Here is a 17,579-nt window from a genome sequence, read left to right on the forward strand (position 1 = left end):
CATTTACACAAGATTCTTGACGCTACCATGTATGGGCTTGCATAGATTAGCACTAAATAATTTTTATTGATTATAATATGGATTGATTGAATATTTAGTAACATTGATGATTGGTATATAATATACAGAGATATTATTTAATTGAGAGGTAAATATATGCAAATCAAACAACTTCCTGCAGATTTTCAAGCAGCCTTACCAGTTTTAGAAAAAATAGAACAAGCCGGATTTGAAGCTTATTTTGTAGGGGGAAGTGTCCGAGATCATATTCTAGGTTTACCGATTCATGATGTTGATATTGCTACTAGTGCTTATCCTGAGGAAATTAAAAAGATTTTTAGAAGAACTGTTGATACTGGAATTCAACATGGTACAGTTACAGTTTTGATAGATGATGATTCTTATGAAATTACTACTTTTAGGACGGAATCAGGCTATCAAGATTATCGACGTCCGGATAAAGTAACTTTTGTCAGATCTTTAGAAGATGATTTAAAACGTCGTGATTTTACAATTAACGCTTTGGCTGTTGATAAAAATGGCAATGTGATTGATAAATTTGATGGTCTTAAGGATTTAGATAATAAAATTATTCGTGCGGTTGGTAAAGCTGAAGAACGATTTCATGAAGATGCGCTTCGTATGATGCGAGCTGTGAGATTTCAGGCACAGTTGAACTTTAAAGTTGAAGCCAAAACAGCTAAAGCAATCGCAGACAATGCACCATTATTATCCAAAATTGCGATTGAAAGAATTCGTGAAGAATTTGTTAAGCTACTTTTAAGCCGTTCTTGGAAAACTGGTTTGGCTGACTTTTTAAAATTAGGATTAAGCGAATACTGTCCTGGTTTTAAAGATCAGGCAATTGAGTTAGGTGAATTGTTAATTTCAAAGGATTTAACTTTTATAGATGAGGATGAAACGTGGGCTGCAATTGGCTATGTCTTAAATTTGAATCATAGTGAATTTAATAAATTCTTACGTGATTGGAAAGTTTCCAATAAAGTACGTGAGGCAAGTTTAAATACATTGACTTTGGTGCATTTATTTGAGAATCGTAATTTTGACCTTTGGAATATCTATAAATTAGGAACTGATAATCTGACTCGCACAATTCACTTATGTCAAATGCAAAATATTGAATTTGATTATACAGATCTTCAAGAAAAAGTAGCTAAAATTTCAATCAAAAATGCTCGTGATTTGGCTCTTTCAGGAAAAGATATCAGTGATATTTTGGGTGTCAAACCAGGTCCGATTATCGGAAAGTCAATGTCGCAAATCGAGCGAGCTATCGTGGAAGGAAACGTTTCCAATAATTTCGATGATTTAAGACATTATTTGTTAAGTAATCAATAATGCTGTGGTATTATGAAATCAGTAAGTATTTTAGGATTTGAAAGGATGATAATATGACTAAACATGTTTTCAAAGAACTTAAATTTTATTTTAGGAACGACGATACTTGGACTGTTAGCCACAGCGAAATGAGTGATGTTTGGATTGCACGTGTAACGACAAGTTATGGTCGTATTAGAGGTGGACGTATGCAGGAAATCCACCCATGCAAGCGTTTTAGAATTGAAATTTTACCAGAAGCTGATTATATCAAGGATACTGATGTTTCAACAACTGCTATGGCTGATGGAATGTTCAATCGAATTATTAAATATCAAGATATTGAAAAATGTGATATTGTTTTTGAAGATGATCAAGGTAAGGAGCCAATGCAGATTTACTTCCCATTCAAACAAAAGGATGTCGAAGGTTTGGACAATGCTTATCAATCTTCAGCTGTTTCAAGTAAAACAGGTAATCTTTATATTTCAATTGATCCAGAGAATACTGTTTACGATATCTATAAGAATGATCTTTAATTAAATTTACGGGACATTAGTTAATTTTTTAACTAAGTCCCGTATTTTCATGAGTAGGAGGACAAATTGGGAGATTTAAAAATTGGTACGATGGTTACAGTATCAGATGAGAATGATGCTATGCACAAACAAATTGGTGCTGTAGTTTATTATGATAAAAAGCGGGGAAAAATTTTAGTAAGATTTGGTGGAGTTGAGCAGTTTTATTACACACTGAATCAATTGGAAGAATATTAAGGACGATTTTACTATCGTAGATTTACATGTGATAAAATAAAAGCGAAGAGTAATATACCTCTATCTACTTGGGTAGAGGAATTTTTTATTTACAGTGGTGAAATAATTGAAAACTTTAAATATCTCCAATGCGTCGAAAACTTTCGGTGAACGAACGCTTTTTACCGATGTAACTTTTACTATCAATGAGGGTGACCGCATCGGCCTCTTAGGTCTGAATGGTACCGGTAAAACAACTCTCTTGGATGGAATTGTTAATAATAATGATTTGAATACAATTAATATTGAAAAGCCCAAAGACTATAAGATATCTTATTTGAAGCAGCAACCGGAATTGGATGAAAGTTCATCTGTGATTGATGCTGTCTTCAATGGTAGCGGAGAAAAATTTCAATTGATTCGTCAATATGAAAATTCTCTAGCTAGATTTAGTGCCAATTCTACAGATCAAAAAATTCAAAATGAATTTTTCAAGCTGCAAGAAAAAATGAACGCTGCAGAAGCTTGGCAAATGGAATCAGATGTTAAATCTATTTTGAATAAGTTAGGTATTACTGAATTAGATAAAAAAATCAGTGAGCTTTCTGGTGGTCAGCAAAGACGTGTGGCTTTGGCCCAAACTTTGATTTCAGAAGCTGACCTATTAATTTTAGATGAGCCAACTAACCATTTGGATTATGAAGCAATCGATTGGCTACAGACTTATTTAAGCAAGTATAAGGGCTCAGTCTTGTTCGTTACCCATGATCGTTATTTCTTGAATGAAGTTGCTACTCGAATTTTTGAACTAGAAAATCGTAATGTAACTGAATATGACGGTAATTATGAGAAATATCTGCAACAAAAGGCTGATAATGAAGAGATTTATGCATCGGAACAGCATCATAAAACTCAGCTTTATAAGCAAGAGTTAAATTGGATGCGAGCTGGTGTTAAAGCACGTGGGACTAAGCAACAAGCTAGAAAGGATCGCTTTACAGACTTAAAGGAAGATTTACAAAATAAACCAGATGTTCAAAAAGAGATGTCAATTGATATTGCTCAACAACGTTTAGGTAATGATGTTTTTGATATTAAGGATGCAACTCTTAAATTCGATAAGCAAGTTATTTTGAACGATTTTAGTTATTTAGTTTCTCGTGGCGATCGAATTGGTATCACTGGAGCCAATGGTTCTGGTAAGACTACCTTTTTAAATACGATTGCTCATCAATTACCTTTGGACTCAGGTGAGATTAAAACAGGTCAGACAGTTCGCTTAGGCTACTATACTCAACAAACTCGTAATATGGACCCTGACAAGCGAGTAATTAGATATTTAGAGTCAATCGGTCAAGGGGCTAGAAATAACGATGGTACGCAGATGTCTGCTTCACAGATGCTGGATACGTTTAAATTTGATCATCAAATGCAGGGAGCCTTCATTCGGGAGCTTTCTGGTGGTGAAAAACGTCGTTTATATCTGTTAGCTATTTTAATGGATCAACCTAATGTTTTGTTATTAGATGAGCCAACTAATAACTTAGATATTGAAACTTTGACTATCTTGGAAAGCTATCTAGATAGTTTTAAAGGAACTGTTTTGGCAGTTTCCCATGATCGTTATTTCTTAGATAAAGTAGCGGCTAAGCTATTGATTTTTGAAGGTCAGGGACAGATCACTGAAAGTTATGATTCTTATTCAGGTTATCTCAAACGAGCTACTGAGAAGAAACAAGCTCAGCATCATGAAGTAAAAGCTCAAAAGCATGAAGAAGTTAAGGAAAAGTCTGAACAAAAGTCACAAACTAAGCAGAAATTGACTTATGCTGAACAGATGGAATTTGATAAGCTAGAACCTAAAATTGAAAAGTTAGATGATGAATTAGCTGAATTGAAAAAGGAACTAAATGATTCTTCAAATGATTATGAAAAATTAATGGACTTTCAAAAACAGTTGGACGAAAAAACAGCTGAGTCTGATAAATTAATGGATCGTTGGGAATATTTAGGTCAATTTATTTAGGAGAAAATCATGCATAACGAACAACAATATTTAGATCTTTTAAAATATGTTTTGGAACACGGTCATCAAAAGAGTGATCGTACTGGAACCGGCACAATCAGTACTTTTGGTTATCAGATGCGCTTTGACTTGCAAGAGTCCTTCCCACTTTTAACTACAAAAAAGATTCCCTTCGGGCTAATTAAGAGTGAATTGTTGTGGTTTTTGCATGGCGATACTAATATCAAGTATTTATTGGAGCATAATAATCATATTTGGGACGAGTGGGCTTTTAAAAACTATGTTGAAAGTACTGATTACAGTGGTCCTGATATGACCGATTTTGGAAGACGCAGCTTGATTGATGAAAAGTTTAATCAAGATTATCGTTTTGAGAAGACGAAGTTTGATCAAGCAATTTTAGAGAATGATGAATTTGCCCAAAAATTTGGTAATTTAGGGGATGTCTATGGTGCTCAGTGGCGCCATTGGCAAAAGCGAGACGGCGGCTTTATTGATCAAATTGCTAATGTAATAGATCAAATAAAGAAGACGCCTGATTCAAGACGTTTAATTGTGAGTGCTTGGAATCCAGAGGATGTACCTACAATGGCTTTGCCTCCATGCCATACGTTATTCCAGTTTTATGTAAATGATGGCAAATTGTCATGTCAGCTCTATCAAAGAAGTGGGGATCTATTCTTAGGTGTTCCATTTAATATTGCTAGCTATGCGCTTTTGACGCATTTAATCGCACGTGAAACTGGCTTGGAAGTGGGGGAATTTGTTCATACTTTGGGTGATGCTCATATCTATGACAATCATTTAAAACAAGTTAAGGAGCAATTAACCCGTAAGCCAACAGCTGGACCACAATTAGAAATTGACAGCGATCAGAGCATTTTTGAAATTGATGCTAAGGATATACATGTGAAAGACTATAATCCGCAACCTGCTATCAAAGCACCGGTTGCTGTTTAGGAGTGTGCAGATGATAAGTTTTGTATGGGCTGAAGACAGAAATCACATTATTGGGAAAAATGGACATTTACCTTGGAAATTGCCTAATGATATGAAGCATTTTAAAAATGTTACAATGGGTCATCCAATCGTGATGGGCAGAAGAACTTATGAAAGTTTTCCTAATGGTCCCTTGCCCAATCGTTTGAACATTGTAATTTCGCGAAATCCTAATTATCGGGTACCGGATTCAGTAGTTTTGATAACCGATAAAAACGAGCTGTCGCATTATGTTCAATCAGATGAAGAAGTAATGGTGATCGGTGGCGAAGGTATTTTTAAGTTATTTCAAAATGATGTAGACCGATTGTATCTAACTCGAATAGATTATGATTTTACTGGCGATACCAAAATGGTTAATATTGACTACAATCAATTTAATTTGATCGAAAAAAAAGAAGGTATCGTCGATGACAAGAATGTCTATCCACATACCTTCGAGACCTATCAAAAAATTTAACCAACGTATAAGTAAACCGAAAAATACATTAAAGCTGTACCGATCATGACAAATATATGCCAGATAACGTGAATGTATTTTAGATTTTTCATTAAGTACAAACATGCTCCTAAGGTAAAAGCAATTCCACCAGCTACTAATAAGACAATTCCCGTTGCACCGATAGCATCGTACAAGGGCTTCATGGCAATAATAATGGCCCAACCCATCAGAACATAAAGTAGAGTTTCAAAGTATTTGAAACGCCCAACATTGAAAATTTTGTAGAGAATTCCACCGATAGCTAATAACCAAATGAAGGTGAGAATGCTATATCCAAAAGTTGAATGTAAAGCGATTAAACAATAGGGCGTGTAAGTTCCTGCAATCATTAAAAATATTGAACTGTGATCAAAGATTTGAAAAACACCCTTGGCTTTAGTGAAATAAAGACTGTGGAATAAGGTTGAGCTTAAATATAGAAAGAATAACGTAAAAGCATAAATGAAATATGCGGTGATATTTAAAGGATTTCCTTGGTAAAACCCCTTTATCAGTAGAAAAACTGACCCGATAATTGCTAAAATAATTCCAATGCCATGAGTTACAGCACTGAATACTTGATCGGTGATTAAGTAGGCTCTTGTAAAATTGTGTTTTTTTGACATTTTAAAGCTCCAATTGTTTTGACTAGTTACGTTAACTATTATAAACGTCTAAGGACTTTTCAGACAATGGGAATGTTTGTATAATTAAGTGTGAATATTGTTTAATAAATTACTTAATAATGGTAATTTACCAACAATAAGTTTGTTATAATTGAAACAATTAAGAATTAACACCCTATGAAAGAGGGATAAAATGAGTAAAGTAAAAATCCTTGCCGATTCATCGGTACAATTAACTCCAGAAGAAATAGAAAAGTATGATATTAGTATTGTCCCTTTAACTATCAGTATTGATGAAAAGACATATACTGATGGCGTTGATATTAATAGAGAAGAATTTGTTCGTGAAATGGATGCTTCCAAAGACCTTCCTAAAACATCGCAGCCATCAATTGGTACTTTCATGGATATCATTGATAAAATACCTGATGATTATACTGATATTTTGGCATTAATGATGACTCCAGCTATCAGTGGAACTATCAATGCTGCTAGACAAGTGGCTGAAATGACCGATCGTCACATGGAAGTTATCGATACTGAATTTACTGACCGTGCTCAAGGTTTCCAAGTTTTAAAGGCTGCGCAATTAGCCCAAGAGGGAAAATCTGTAGCTGAAATCAAAGATGCGTTAAGTACTCTAAGAGATCATACATACTTGTACATGGGCGTCACGAGTATTGAAAATATTCTCCGTGGTGGACGTTTGAGTCGTTTTGCGGGGACGTTGTCAACATTGTTGAACATTAATCTTGTTTTAACACTCAAAAACAATAGTTTGGATATTGCCAAACGTGGCCGTGGTCGTAAGACAATTGAAAAATATATGAATAACGTTATGGAAGAAATCAAAGGTTTGGAGAACATCAAATCAATTGGAATTTCCTACGTTGATAAAATGGATTATGTTAATGAGTTGAAAGAAAAGTTAGCTGAAATAGTACCAAATGTACCGTTGCTAATTAGAGTAACAAGTCCAGTAATTGCAACTCATGCTGGATCAGGTGCCTTTGCAATTGAATTTTATACAGAGTAAAAGCTGATGAATGCATCGGCTTTTTTTTGAAAGATGGATTATTAAGATGAAGAAAAAGAGTATTTGGATCATAATTGTGATTGTCTTATTAGGAGCAATCGGTGGTGGGGCATATTATTTTACCCACAATAAGCAACAACAAATAACGGAAACTAAAATAGTAAAAAAAGCAAAGCCTAAGAAAAAAGTCGTTCCAAAGAAAAAAAGCATTAGTATTGTTGCTGTTGGAGATTCTTTGACCCAAGGAATTGGTGACTCAAAGTCTGTTGGTGGCGGTTATGTGACACGATTGACACAAAAGGTTCAGACTAAATATAAAGTACCTACAACATCCCATAATTACGGTGTGTCCGGTGATACTAGTCAACAGATAATGGCTCGAATAAAATCTGATGACAAGATGCATAAGGATCTTCCTAAAGCTGATATTATTACGATAACAGTTAGTGGCAATGATTTTATGCATTTGTTGCAGCGAAAGGGATTAGACCTAACAGCTGGAAATATTGCCGATGAACAAGTTAAATTTGATCAACGATTGACGAAGTTGTTGACAGATATAAGGAGTTATAACAGTGATGCGCCCATATATTTAATTGGAATTTATAATCCTTTTAGCATTTATCTATCAAATGTAAAAAATGCTAAAACAGCCTTTATTAATTGGAATAATGGTTCGGCTGAAGTGGCTAAGAAGTTTAATAAGACTCATTTTATTAATATAAATAACTTGTATCAACCTAAGGGTATTACTAAAAAAGTTCAAAAAACTGGTTCAAATCCATATCTTTATACAAAAGACCACTTCCATCCCAATGGGACCGGTTATGATATGATGACAGATAAAGTATTTGAAGAAGTAAATGGGACAACGAAGGAGTGGCTTTACAAAAAATTATGAAAAGAAATTATTGGAAATATGCATTTATCGCACTTGTGGCAATTATTGTCGTAGGATTGGGTATTGTAGGAACAAAGGTTTTTAGTTCCTCTTCGGAGAATTATCAAGTTTCATCAAGTATTGCTAATCAAAACAGTAAAGTTTTCACGGTAAATATGAACAAAGAAGAAGCCAATAAAATGGCTCAATACTATTTAAAGAATACTTTAAATGATGGTAAAACAGATTATCAGTTGATTTTAAAAAATGATGCTGAATTAACCGGATCTATCAAATTCTTAGGAGCCAAAATTCACTTTACAATTTTAATGCAGCCATATGCTAAAACAAATGGCGATGTCTTGTTAAAGGCAAAAGAGATGAAAATCGGTAGTCTATCATTACCAATTTCTTTTGTAATGAATTATATTAAGAATAGTTTTAAGACGCCCGAATGGGTCAGTATCGATGGCAACAGCAAGACTATTTTGCTAAAATTTACCAAGTTTACTACCAAAGAAGGCTACGGAATCCGTGCTAAAAATATTGATTTAAAGAATAACAAATTGTCATTTGAAGTAATGAACAGTAAAATTACTGATAATCAGTAGTAAGGAGTACATATGAGACGTAGTTTTTACGCGTATTTAATGACTCTACGCAATGTAGAAAGCGTAGAACCAGAAGCAGAGTTTGCTAATAATGCTTTTCATGACACCTCATTTCCTAAGCAGGAAGAGGATTATCAAAAATTGTCAGAATATTTAGAGCTTAATGCAGGTTATTTACCAAGCATGACAATTTTTGACGAAGTTTATCAAAAGTATCAAGAAATAGATAAAAAATAATAGAAATAGGTGATGGTAATGGCATTACAGTGGTATCCAGGACATATGAACAAGGCAAAAAACCAAGTGCAGGATCGACTTAAATTAGTTGATATCGTACTTGAAATTGTTGATGCAAGACTACCTTTCTCATCCCGAAATCCTGTACTAGAACAAATAATTGATCAAAAGAAACATATCATTATTTTGAATAAGTCAGATTTAGCTGATCCTAAAGTAACAGCCGATTGGAAAGTGAATTTTCAACAAGAAGGAACTAATTCAATTGAAGTTGATGCTAAGCATGATAAGGGACTTAATAAAATTAAGAGCATGATTAGAACTGAACTAGCTGAAAAAATTGCTCGCTACGAAAATAATGGTGTTCAGAATTATCGAATTAAAGCCATGTGTATTGGTATTCCAAATGTTGGAAAATCGACAATTTTGAATCGATTAGTTGGTAAGAATGTTGCCATTACTGGTAATAAACCCGGGGTAACAAAGAATCAAAATTGGTTGAAAACTAATATTGGAATTGATCTGTTGGATACTCCCGGTATTTTATGGCCTAAGATCGATGACCCTAAAGTTGGCATGAAATTGGCGCTGTCAGGGGCTATCAAAGATAAAATTTATGCTCCGGATGATGTAGCCATTTATGCTCTGAACTTCCTTGAAGCGCATTATATGGACCAATTGCAAAAGGGCTATGGCTTAACTAACGCGGATATTTTTAATCATACGACACCCGAATTATTAATGGATCTAACAAAGAAATTTGGTTATAGAGAAGATTATGATCGGGCTTCCAGAAGAATTATTGATGATGTTCGAAAGTTGAAATTAGGACGTTTGACCTTTGATGTTCCTGGAGAGTTTTATGAAGAATAAATATACAATCAAGGATATTAAAGAAATATTAGTTAACCAAACTCCAAGTGATGAGATATTACAGGAATTATCTGAGGATACTCGTGCAGGAGTTAAAAAATTATTAGTACAGTATCAGCAACGTCAAATTAAACAACAAGCTTTGATTGCTAAATTTCACCAAAAAGAATTTCTGGAAAAACCCTTTTGGGATCATGACTTATTAGTTGCAGGCGTTGATGAAGTTGGCAGAGGACCGTTGGCTGGACCAGTTGTGACAGCAGCGGTTATTTTGCCTGCTCAAAACACTTTATATGAAGTGGATGATTCTAAAAAATTGTCGGCTATAAAACGTTCCGAGTTGTATCGTCAAATTTGTGAACAAGCAATTGATATTAGTGTGGCTATAGGTTCACCGCAGTTGATTGATACTGAAAATATTTATCATGCAACTGAATTGACAATGGGAGATTCTATCAATAGATTATATGTAAAACCTAATCATATTTTAGTTGATGCAATGACTATACCAGTTGCTATTCCTCAAACTAAATTGATTAAGGGCGACGCTAAATCATTAAGCATTGGTGCAGCTAGTATTGTGGCTAAAGTGGCACGTGATCGATTGATGACAATGTACAGCCATTTGTATCCTGAATTTGGTTTTGAACGAAATGACGGCTACGGTACTAAAGAACATTTACTAGCTCTAGAGCAATTTGGGCGCACAAAGATTCATCGTTTGAGTTTCTCACCTGTAAGAAAAGTTAATAATTTGTATTCTAAATAAACATCACTTCCGTAATTTGCATAAAAGGAGTGATGTTTTTCTTATGAATAAATTAACTGAATTTTTGGTCAGATGTCGTTTAACGGGGATGATTTCTAATCAGATAATGCTAAAAATTATAAAATTATCGATAAATAGTGATAATCTAAAGAGTGAATCATTTAATTTATTGAAAAATGAATGGGGTTTAGAGAAATTTAATCAGTTTCTTCTATTATTAGATAACCACCAAGCAATGAAGATGCAGGCGATTAATTATTTGGATGAAGCCTATCCAAACCTTTTAAGAACAATTTATAATCCGCCAGCACTCTTGTTTTTTGAAGGAAATATTGATTTACTTAAAAATGATTGTATAGCAATTGTTGGAAGTCGTCAGGCGACAAATTATAGTTTTCGTTGCATAAGTACTCTTGTTCCTCGTTTAGTAAATCGTTATACTATTGTGAGCGGTTTAGCTAGCGGCGCTGATTCAATGGCAAATGAAGAGGCCCTCGTGTATGGCAAGACAATCGCAGTACTTGGTAGCGGGCTAGACATTGCTTATCCAGCTAAGAACTTTCGTCTTCAACGAGAAATTGCACAAAGGGGACTGCTAATAACTGAATACCCTGAGGGAGATTCAATTGAACCTTGGCATTTCCCACAACGTAATCGAATTATTGCCGGGTTGAGCCAAAAGTTAATTGTGACTGAGGCTAAAGCTCGCAGTGGTTCTTTGATCACAGCTGATTTAGCTTTAGAGAATAATCGCGAAGTTTTAGCAATTCCTGGTCGACTGGGGGATGAACTTTCGGTCGGCTGCAATATGCTAATTGATCAAGGAGCCACGCCGCTATTGAACTTGAATAATTTCTAAATTTAAGATCCAATTTTAAAAGATAATTTAACTTTTAAATTGACAAAATAAAAATCAGTGATTAATATATTGACAGTTTTAATTGATCCATTAGAAAGGAGCACTTTACGTGCCATCAACAAAGCAAAAAAATTTGGTGATCGTTGAATCACCTTCAAAAGCAAAAACAATTGAAAAGTATTTGGGACGTAATTATCATGTAGTTGCTAGTTTAGGTCACGTTCGTGATTTGCCTAAGAGTCAAATGGGTGTAGATATTGAACATGATTATGAACCGAAGTACATCTCTATTCGTGGTAAGGGTCCAGTTATTAAAGATTTAAAGAAGGAAGCTAAGAAAGCTAAGCGAGTTTATCTGGCAGCCGATCCGGATCGTGAGGGAGAAGCTATCGCTTGGCATGTTTCCCATCTATTAGGTTTAAACGATGATGATAAGAATCGTGTCGTTTTTAATGAAATTACCAAAGATACAGTTAAACAGGCATTCAAATCACCACGTTCAATTGATATGAATTTAGTTGACGCTCAACAAGCTAGACGTGTTTTGGATCGTTTAGTTGGTTACTCAATTTCTCCAATTCTATGGGCTAAAGTTAAAAAGGGCCTTAGTGCTGGTCGTGTCCAATCAATTGCTTTGAAATTAGTGATTGAACGTGAAAATGATATTAAGAAGTTTGTTCCTGAAGAATATTGGACAATTGAATCAATCTTTAAGCATGGTAAGGATAAATTTAAGGCTAATTTTTATGGCCTCGACGGCAAAAAAGCTGAATTAAAGAATAATGATCAAGTCCAGGAAGTTTTGGGCAAGGTTGATAAGAAAAAAGACTTTACTATTGATAAAGTTACGAAAAAAGAACGTAAGCGGATGCCCGCTGCTCCTTTCACAACTAGTTCGTTGCAACAGGAAGCTAATAAACGTTTGAATTTCAAAACCAGAAAAACAATGATGATTGCTCAGCAATTGTATGAAGGAATCAATTTGGGTCGCAAAGAAGGTACGGTTGGTTTAATTACTTATATGCGTACTGATTCCAAGCGTATCTCTAAAGTGGCTGAAGCTGATGCCTCTAAATTTATTCACGAAGAATATGGCGAGCCTTACGCGATTATCAAAGAACGTAAAGATAAAAATCAAGAGGGCGCTCAAGATGCCCATGAAGCTATTCGTCCTTCATCCGTCTTTAGAACACCTGCTTCTTTAAAGGATATCTTGAGTCGTGATCAATTTCGTTTGTATAGTTTAATTTGGTCAAGATTTGTTGCTAGTCAAATGACTCCAGCTATTTTTGATACTATGACAGTTGATTTGTCACAAAATGGCGTTATGTTTAGAGCCAATGGTTCTAAGATCAAGTTTGAAGGTTACCGTAAGGTTTACCAAAGTGCTTCTGATAAGTCTAAGAAGGATAATATTTTACCTGATTTGGCTGAAGGCGATGGAGCAAAACTTCAAAAGAATGATCCAGCTCAACATTTTACTCAACCACCTGCACGTTTTACTGAAGCATCATTAGTTAAGGCTTTGGAGGAAAACGGGGTTGGTCGTCCTTCAACTTATGCTCCAACAATTGATACGATTCAACGTCGTTACTATGTAAAATTAAATGGTAAGAGTTTTGAACCAACTGAATTAGGTGAAATCGTTGACAACTTAATTCAAGCCTACTTCCCTGATATCGTTAATATCGACTTTACAGCTCATCTGGAAGACGAACTCGATAATATCGAAGAAGGCAATGAGAATTGGGTAAAGGTTGTTGACCAATACTACAAGCCATTTGAAAAAGAACTTAAGTCGGCTGAAGATAAAATCGAAAAAGTCCAAATTAAAGATGAGCCCGCAGGGATGGATTGCGATATCTGTGGTGCACCAATGGTTATCAAGATGGGACGCTATGGTAAGTTCTATGCTTGTTCCAGATTCCCAGAATGTCGTAATACTAAACCAATTGTTAAAGAAATCGGCGTAATTTGTCCTAAATGTAAGAAGGGACAAGTTATTGAAAGAAAATCTAAGAAAAATCGGATTTTCTACGGTTGTTCTAGATATCCTGACTGTGATTTTGTTTCATGGGACAAACCAATTGGCCGTGATTGTCCTAAAGATGGTCACTTCCTAGTTGAAAAGAAAGTTAAGGGTGGTCGTCAAGTAATCTGTCCAAATGGAGATTATGAAGAGGATATTCAAAAATAAATGATAGAAAAAGAGTTAATCGATAAATTTGTAGATAATTTAATGGTTAATCATCACTACTCAAAAGAAACAAAAAAATCTTATTTAGAAGATATAGATAATTTTGTTTCTTTTTTGGACCAAAATGGTGGTTTTACAGGCTTCACAACTGTTACTCGAATTGATGTGGAAACCTATTTAACTTATTTAGATGAGAAAAACTATGCTGGCGAAACCATTGCTAGGCGTATTTCTGCTTTAAGATCTTTTTATAATTTTCTCGTGAAAAATAAATTTTTACAGGCTAATCCATTTGACTTAGTTCAGTTGAAACATAAAGGACGCAAATTGCCACATTTCTTTTATGAGAAGGAAATGACGCAGCTGTTTGAAGCTGTTAAGGGCGATGATCCTTTGGCGCAAAGAAATGCGGCTTTGTTAGAATTGCTCTATGCCACTGGCATGCGAGTCAGTGAATGTGCTAATCTATTATTAGATCAATTGGATTTTTCTAATGAAATCGTTTTAATTCATGGTAAAGGCGACAAGGATCGTTATGTTCCCTTTGGAAGCTATGCTAAAAGTGCATTAGAAACTTACTTTGATCAAGGTAGAAAAAAACTGATGACTAAAAATCATCAGGATCACCAATATGTTTTTGTAAATAGTCGTGGAAAGAATCTCACAAGTCGTGGAATAGAATATATCTTAAATCAAATAATTAAGAAGACGAGCTTGACATCTGATATTCATCCGCATATGATACGTCATACCTTTGCCACACATATGCTCGAACATGGAGCAGATTTGCGAACAGTTCAAGAATTGTTGGGACACTCTAGTCTTTCAACAACTCAAATTTATACGCATGTGACAATGGATCATTTACAAAAGGATTATAAAAAATATTTTCCAAGATAAAGAAGAAGGTAAATCAATGACTACAATAGTTGCTGTTAAGCACGATGATCACACTGCTATCGCAGGTGATGGTCAAGTTACAATGGGCGAAAAGTACATTATGAAGGGTACGGCTCACAAAGTAAGACGTATTTATGATGACAAGGTTATTATTGGCTTTGCCGGTGGCGTTGCTGATGCCATTACTCTTCAAGATTGGTTAGAAAAGAAATTAAAGGCCTATTCAGGCAATTTAAAACGTGCTGCTGTTGAATTAGCTCAAGATTGGCGTAAAGACCCTACATTGCAAAAATTAGAGGCATTGTTGATTGCTATGGATAAGGATAATTTGTTACTTATTTCTGGTAGTGGCGAAGTTATTGAACCTGATGAAGATGTTGTAGCAATTGGTTCTGGCGGTAACTTTGCACAAGCAGCTGCCATTGCTATGCAACGCCATGCTAAAGATATGGACGCACAACAGATCGCTGTCGAAGCAATTAAGATTGCATCAAGTATTGATATTTTTACTAATGAAAATATTATTTCAGATAAATTTTAGAGTGGAGATTAGTAAATAAATGGAAACATTAACACCAAAACAAATTGTTGCTCAATTGGATAATTACATTATTGGTCAAACAGATGCTAAGAAGGCCGTTGCGATAGCTTTATACAATCGTTATCGTCGAATGCAAGTACCAAAGAAATTACAACAAGAAATCACACCTAAGAACCTTATGATGATCGGACCTACTGGTGTTGGTAAAACTGAGATTGCTCGTCGTTTGGCAAAAATCGTCAACGCACCTTTTGTAAAGGTAGAGGCAACTAAGTTTACTGAAGTTGGATATGTCGGTCGTGATGTTGAATCAATGGTACGTGATTTAGTCAGCATGGCTGTTTCAATGGTTGAAAAAGAAAAATTCAATGATATTCGACCAGAAGTTCGTCGTGATGTTGACAAAAAATTGGTTAAGCTATTAGCGCCAGGTGTTAAGAAAGAACAAAAACAAAATCCTAATGATTTCATGAGCATGCTTAACAACATGCAAAACGGTGGACAAGGATTAGGCAATATCTTTAACAATGCCGATACAGTCGACGAAGATCCTGATAGTAATGCTGAAGTAACTGATGATGTTCGTAATCAACGTTTGTCGGTCAAAGAACAACTTGATAAGGGCTTGCTTGAAGATGAGGAAGTAACTATCAAGGTTGAGGAGTCAAAAAAGGTTGGTCCAATGGACGATCAGATGGGACAAATGGGACTAGACATGAGTGGAATGATGGACTCATTAATGCCTAAGAAGACCATTACAAGAACTTTACCTGTTAAAGAAGCTCGTGAATTATTGATTCAACAAGAATCGCAAAAACGAGTTGATCATGATGAAATTTATCAAAAGGCTATCGAAAGAACTCAAAATAACGGAATTATTTTTATTGATGAGTTTGATAAGATTGCTGCCGGAGATAAGAAAAACTCCGGTGAAGTTTCTCGTGAAGGTGTTCAACGTGATATCTTGCCTATCGTTGAAGGTTCACGTATCAATACTAAATATGGCCCTGTTGATACAGATCATATTCTCTTTATTGCCTCAGGTGCATTTGCAGAAAGCAAACCTAGTGATTTAATTGCTGAACTTCAAGGACGTTTTCCTATTCGTGTTGAATTGAATGATCTAACTGAAGACGATTTCATTCAAATTTTGACAAAACCTGATAATGCTTTGACTAAGCAATATGTTGCGCTTACGAAAGCAGATGGAATACATTTAACTTTTACTAAAGAATCGGTCGAAGAGATTGCAAAAATCGCTTTTGAATTGAATAATAGTAATCAGAATATCGGTGCCAGACGACTTTCTACTGTCTTGGAAAAGATCTTGGCGGATATTCTCTATGAAGGACCAGATATGCAGATGGGCGATATTACTATTACTCGTGAATATGTCCACGATCAAGTAGGCAAGATTGCCGCAGATCAAGATCTTTCACGCTATATTCTTTAGGGGGAGAAACATGACAGTTTATCAATTGAAGAACGACTATTTGACACTTAAAGTCAATTCACTAGGTGCTGAAATGAACAGCATCAAGAATAACGAAGATTCAGAATTCATCTGGCAAGCAGATCCAAAAGTTTGGGGCAGACACGCACCTGTATTGTTCCCAATCGTTGGTCGTTTAAAGGATGACCATTACTTTGTTGGCGATAAAGAATACAAGATGACACAACATGGTTTTGCTCGTGATCAAGAATTTACACTTGATTCACAAACAGATTCAAAATTAGTTTTGAGTTTGACAACAAGTGAAGCTAGTCTTGAAAAGTATCCATATCACTTTAAGTTGAGAATTGTTTATCAACTTGTTAAGGATACTGTTCAAATTTCTTACTTAGTTGACAGTATGGAAGAATCAGAAGATATGTACTTCTCAATTGGTGCACATCCCGGCTTTGAAGTTCCTTTCGACAAGGGCTTAAAGTTTGAAGATTACAAAGTTGCAATTGATCCAGCAGAAACAAGAACTCATATTCCAATCGACAACCATTTGATCAACTTAAACGGCGAAAAGAAAGTCGATAATCAAAACTTCAAAATGACTCGTGACTACTTTGTTAATGATGCTGTTGTTTATCGTTTAAATGAACCAGCAGAAGTAACAATTTCTAGTGATAAGTCAGATCACAAGCTAACATTAGATACAGGTAATGCTAAATTCTTCGGTATGTGGTCCACATATCCCGATGACAACGGTAAGTTTATGTGTATCGAACCATGGTGGGGACTTGCTGATAAGACCGATAGCGACAACAATTTGAAGAATAAGTATGCTATTAACAAACTGGCTCCTAAGGAACAGTTTGAAGCTTACTTCTCAATCAGTGTTAAATAACAATACGTTTTTTCGTATAATTAAATAGTTGTACATATACTTAAAGCCTCAACGTTCATAGCGAATGTTGAGGCTTTATTTTTTGGCTGTTCGTCAAATCAAGTTGATG

19 protein-coding genes are annotated in these 17,579 nt (G+C 35.1%); 18 read left to right on the forward strand and 1 reads right to left on the reverse strand.

Annotation, left to right across the window (positions count from 1 at the left end; translation table 11 throughout):
- Window positions 1-156: 156 nt before the first annotated feature.
- The 6 genes from FD26_RS09280 (at window position 157) to FD26_RS09300 (ending at window position 5,578) form a co-directional block, all read left to right on the forward strand.
- Entirely contained in the window at window positions 157-1,359 is a 1,203-nt protein-coding gene (locus tag FD26_RS09280) for a CCA tRNA nucleotidyltransferase (protein WP_057868153.1), read from the forward strand.
- Between the two features lie 53 nt (window positions 1,360-1,412).
- Window positions 1,413-1,877, forward strand: a complete 465-nt coding sequence (locus tag FD26_RS09285; protein ID WP_057868154.1) for a hypothetical protein — start codon at window positions 1,413-1,415, stop codon at window positions 1,875-1,877.
- A 66-nt stretch (window positions 1,878-1,943) separates the two neighbouring features.
- Window positions 1,944-2,114 (forward strand): hypothetical protein, encoded by a 171-nt coding sequence (locus FD26_RS11085; protein ID WP_156401800.1) that lies wholly within the window; start codon window positions 1,944-1,946, stop codon window positions 2,112-2,114.
- A 106-nt stretch (window positions 2,115-2,220) separates the two neighbouring features.
- Entirely contained in the window at window positions 2,221-4,119 is a 1,899-nt protein-coding gene (locus FD26_RS09290; RefSeq protein WP_057868155.1) for an ABC-F family ATP-binding cassette domain-containing protein, read from the forward strand.
- Between the two features lie 9 nt (window positions 4,120-4,128).
- The gene (locus FD26_RS09295) at window positions 4,129-5,079 is read left to right on the forward strand and encodes a thymidylate synthase (RefSeq protein ID WP_057868156.1); all 951 of its coding nucleotides are present in this window, start codon (window positions 4,129-4,131) and stop codon (window positions 5,077-5,079) included.
- A gap of 10 nt (window positions 5,080-5,089) precedes the next feature.
- Window positions 5,090-5,578 (forward strand): dihydrofolate reductase, encoded by a 489-nt coding sequence (locus FD26_RS09300; RefSeq protein WP_057868157.1) that lies wholly within the window; start codon window positions 5,090-5,092, stop codon window positions 5,576-5,578.
- Here FD26_RS09300 and trhA read toward each other — a convergent pair.
- Window positions 5,575-6,225: a PAQR family membrane homeostasis protein TrhA gene (gene trhA, locus FD26_RS09305; RefSeq protein ID WP_057868158.1), complete on the reverse strand. Its 651-nt coding sequence runs from the start codon at window positions 6,223-6,225 to the stop codon at window positions 5,575-5,577. The genes FD26_RS09300 and trhA overlap by 4 nt on opposite strands.
- Window positions 6,226-6,418: 193 nt before the next feature.
- Here trhA and FD26_RS09310 point away from each other — a divergent pair, with 193 nt between their 5' ends.
- From FD26_RS09310 to FD26_RS09365, 12 genes are all read left to right on the forward strand, one after another.
- The gene (locus FD26_RS09310) at window positions 6,419-7,261 is read left to right on the forward strand and encodes a DegV family protein (RefSeq protein ID WP_057868159.1); all 843 of its coding nucleotides are present in this window, start codon (window positions 6,419-6,421) and stop codon (window positions 7,259-7,261) included.
- A 46-nt stretch (window positions 7,262-7,307) separates the two neighbouring features.
- Window positions 7,308-8,162, forward strand: coding sequence for a GDSL-type esterase/lipase family protein (locus tag FD26_RS09315; protein WP_057868160.1), 855 nt, complete (start codon window positions 7,308-7,310; stop codon window positions 8,160-8,162).
- Window positions 8,159-8,752: a YpmS family protein gene (locus tag FD26_RS09320; protein ID WP_235525352.1), complete on the forward strand. Its 594-nt coding sequence runs from the start codon at window positions 8,159-8,161 to the stop codon at window positions 8,750-8,752. The genes FD26_RS09315 and FD26_RS09320 overlap by 4 nt, the downstream gene beginning before the upstream one ends.
- A gap of 12 nt (window positions 8,753-8,764) precedes the next feature.
- Entirely contained in the window at window positions 8,765-8,989 is a 225-nt protein-coding gene (locus tag FD26_RS09325) for a YozE family protein (RefSeq protein ID WP_057868162.1), read from the forward strand.
- 18 nt (window positions 8,990-9,007) lie between these two features.
- Window positions 9,008-9,862, forward strand: a complete 855-nt coding sequence (gene ylqF, locus FD26_RS09330) for a ribosome biogenesis GTPase YlqF (protein ID WP_057868163.1) — start codon at window positions 9,008-9,010, stop codon at window positions 9,860-9,862.
- On the forward strand, window positions 9,852-10,631 hold the full coding sequence (locus tag FD26_RS09335; protein WP_057868164.1) for a ribonuclease HII: 780 nt from the start codon (window positions 9,852-9,854) through the stop codon (window positions 10,629-10,631). The genes ylqF and FD26_RS09335 overlap by 11 nt, the downstream gene beginning before the upstream one ends.
- Before the next feature lie 43 nt (window positions 10,632-10,674).
- The gene (gene dprA, locus FD26_RS09340) at window positions 10,675-11,490 is read left to right on the forward strand and encodes a DNA-processing protein DprA (RefSeq protein ID WP_057868165.1); all 816 of its coding nucleotides are present in this window, start codon (window positions 10,675-10,677) and stop codon (window positions 11,488-11,490) included.
- Window positions 11,491-11,599: 109 nt separating this feature from the next.
- Window positions 11,600-13,687, forward strand: coding sequence for a type I DNA topoisomerase (gene topA / locus FD26_RS09345; RefSeq protein WP_057868166.1), 2,088 nt, complete (start codon window positions 11,600-11,602; stop codon window positions 13,685-13,687).
- Complete coding sequence (gene xerC / locus FD26_RS09350) at window positions 13,688-14,587, forward strand: tyrosine recombinase XerC (protein ID WP_057868167.1); 900 nt, start codon at window positions 13,688-13,690, stop codon at window positions 14,585-14,587. It abuts the gene before it with no gap.
- 16 nt (window positions 14,588-14,603) lie between these two features.
- On the forward strand, window positions 14,604-15,128 hold the full coding sequence (gene hslV, locus FD26_RS09355; RefSeq protein WP_057868168.1) for an HslVU peptidase proteolytic subunit: 525 nt from the start codon (window positions 14,604-14,606) through the stop codon (window positions 15,126-15,128).
- Between the two features lie 19 nt (window positions 15,129-15,147).
- Window positions 15,148-16,581, forward strand: coding sequence for an ATP-dependent protease ATPase subunit HslU (hslU, locus tag FD26_RS09360; protein WP_057868169.1), 1,434 nt, complete (start codon window positions 15,148-15,150; stop codon window positions 16,579-16,581).
- Window positions 16,582-16,591: 10 nt separating this feature from the next.
- Window positions 16,592-17,470: an aldose 1-epimerase family protein gene (locus FD26_RS09365; RefSeq protein WP_057868170.1), complete on the forward strand. Its 879-nt coding sequence runs from the start codon at window positions 16,592-16,594 to the stop codon at window positions 17,468-17,470.
- Window positions 17,471-17,579: the final 109 nt, after the last annotated feature.

The organism is Companilactobacillus crustorum JCM 15951, assembly GCF_001434585.1.
In the GTDB taxonomy this organism is placed as follows: Bacteria; Bacillota; Bacilli; order Lactobacillales; family Lactobacillaceae; genus Companilactobacillus; species Companilactobacillus crustorum.

Coding starts and splice junctions, on each gene's coding strand:
- xerC (WP_057868167.1), top strand. CDS start 13,688: ATGATAGAAAAAGAGTTAATCGATAAATTTGTAGATAATTTAATGGTT.
- FD26_RS09300 (WP_057868157.1), top strand. CDS start 5,090: ATGATAAGTTTTGTATGGGCTGAAGACAGAAATCACATTATTGGGAAA.
- FD26_RS09315 (WP_057868160.1), top strand. CDS start 7,308: ATGAAGAAAAAGAGTATTTGGATCATAATTGTGATTGTCTTATTAGGA.
- ylqF (WP_057868163.1), top strand. CDS start 9,008: ATGGCATTACAGTGGTATCCAGGACATATGAACAAGGCAAAAAACCAA.
- hslV (WP_057868168.1), top strand. CDS start 14,604: ATGACTACAATAGTTGCTGTTAAGCACGATGATCACACTGCTATCGCA.
- FD26_RS09325 (WP_057868162.1), top strand. CDS start 8,765: ATGAGACGTAGTTTTTACGCGTATTTAATGACTCTACGCAATGTAGAA.
- FD26_RS09320 (WP_235525352.1), top strand. CDS start 8,159: ATGAAAAGAAATTATTGGAAATATGCATTTATCGCACTTGTGGCAATT.
- dprA (WP_057868165.1), top strand. CDS start 10,675: ATGAATAAATTAACTGAATTTTTGGTCAGATGTCGTTTAACGGGGATG.
- hslU (WP_057868169.1), top strand. CDS start 15,148: ATGGAAACATTAACACCAAAACAAATTGTTGCTCAATTGGATAATTAC.
- FD26_RS09285 (WP_057868154.1), top strand. CDS start 1,413: ATGACTAAACATGTTTTCAAAGAACTTAAATTTTATTTTAGGAACGAC.
- trhA (WP_057868158.1), bottom strand. CDS start 6,225: ATGTCAAAAAAACACAATTTTACAAGAGCCTACTTAATCACCGATCAA.
- FD26_RS09335 (WP_057868164.1), top strand. CDS start 9,852: ATGAAGAATAAATATACAATCAAGGATATTAAAGAAATATTAGTTAAC.
- FD26_RS09310 (WP_057868159.1), top strand. CDS start 6,419: ATGAGTAAAGTAAAAATCCTTGCCGATTCATCGGTACAATTAACTCCA.
- FD26_RS09280 (WP_057868153.1), top strand. CDS start 157: ATGCAAATCAAACAACTTCCTGCAGATTTTCAAGCAGCCTTACCAGTT.
- FD26_RS09295 (WP_057868156.1), top strand. CDS start 4,129: ATGCATAACGAACAACAATATTTAGATCTTTTAAAATATGTTTTGGAA.
- FD26_RS09365 (WP_057868170.1), top strand. CDS start 16,592: ATGACAGTTTATCAATTGAAGAACGACTATTTGACACTTAAAGTCAAT.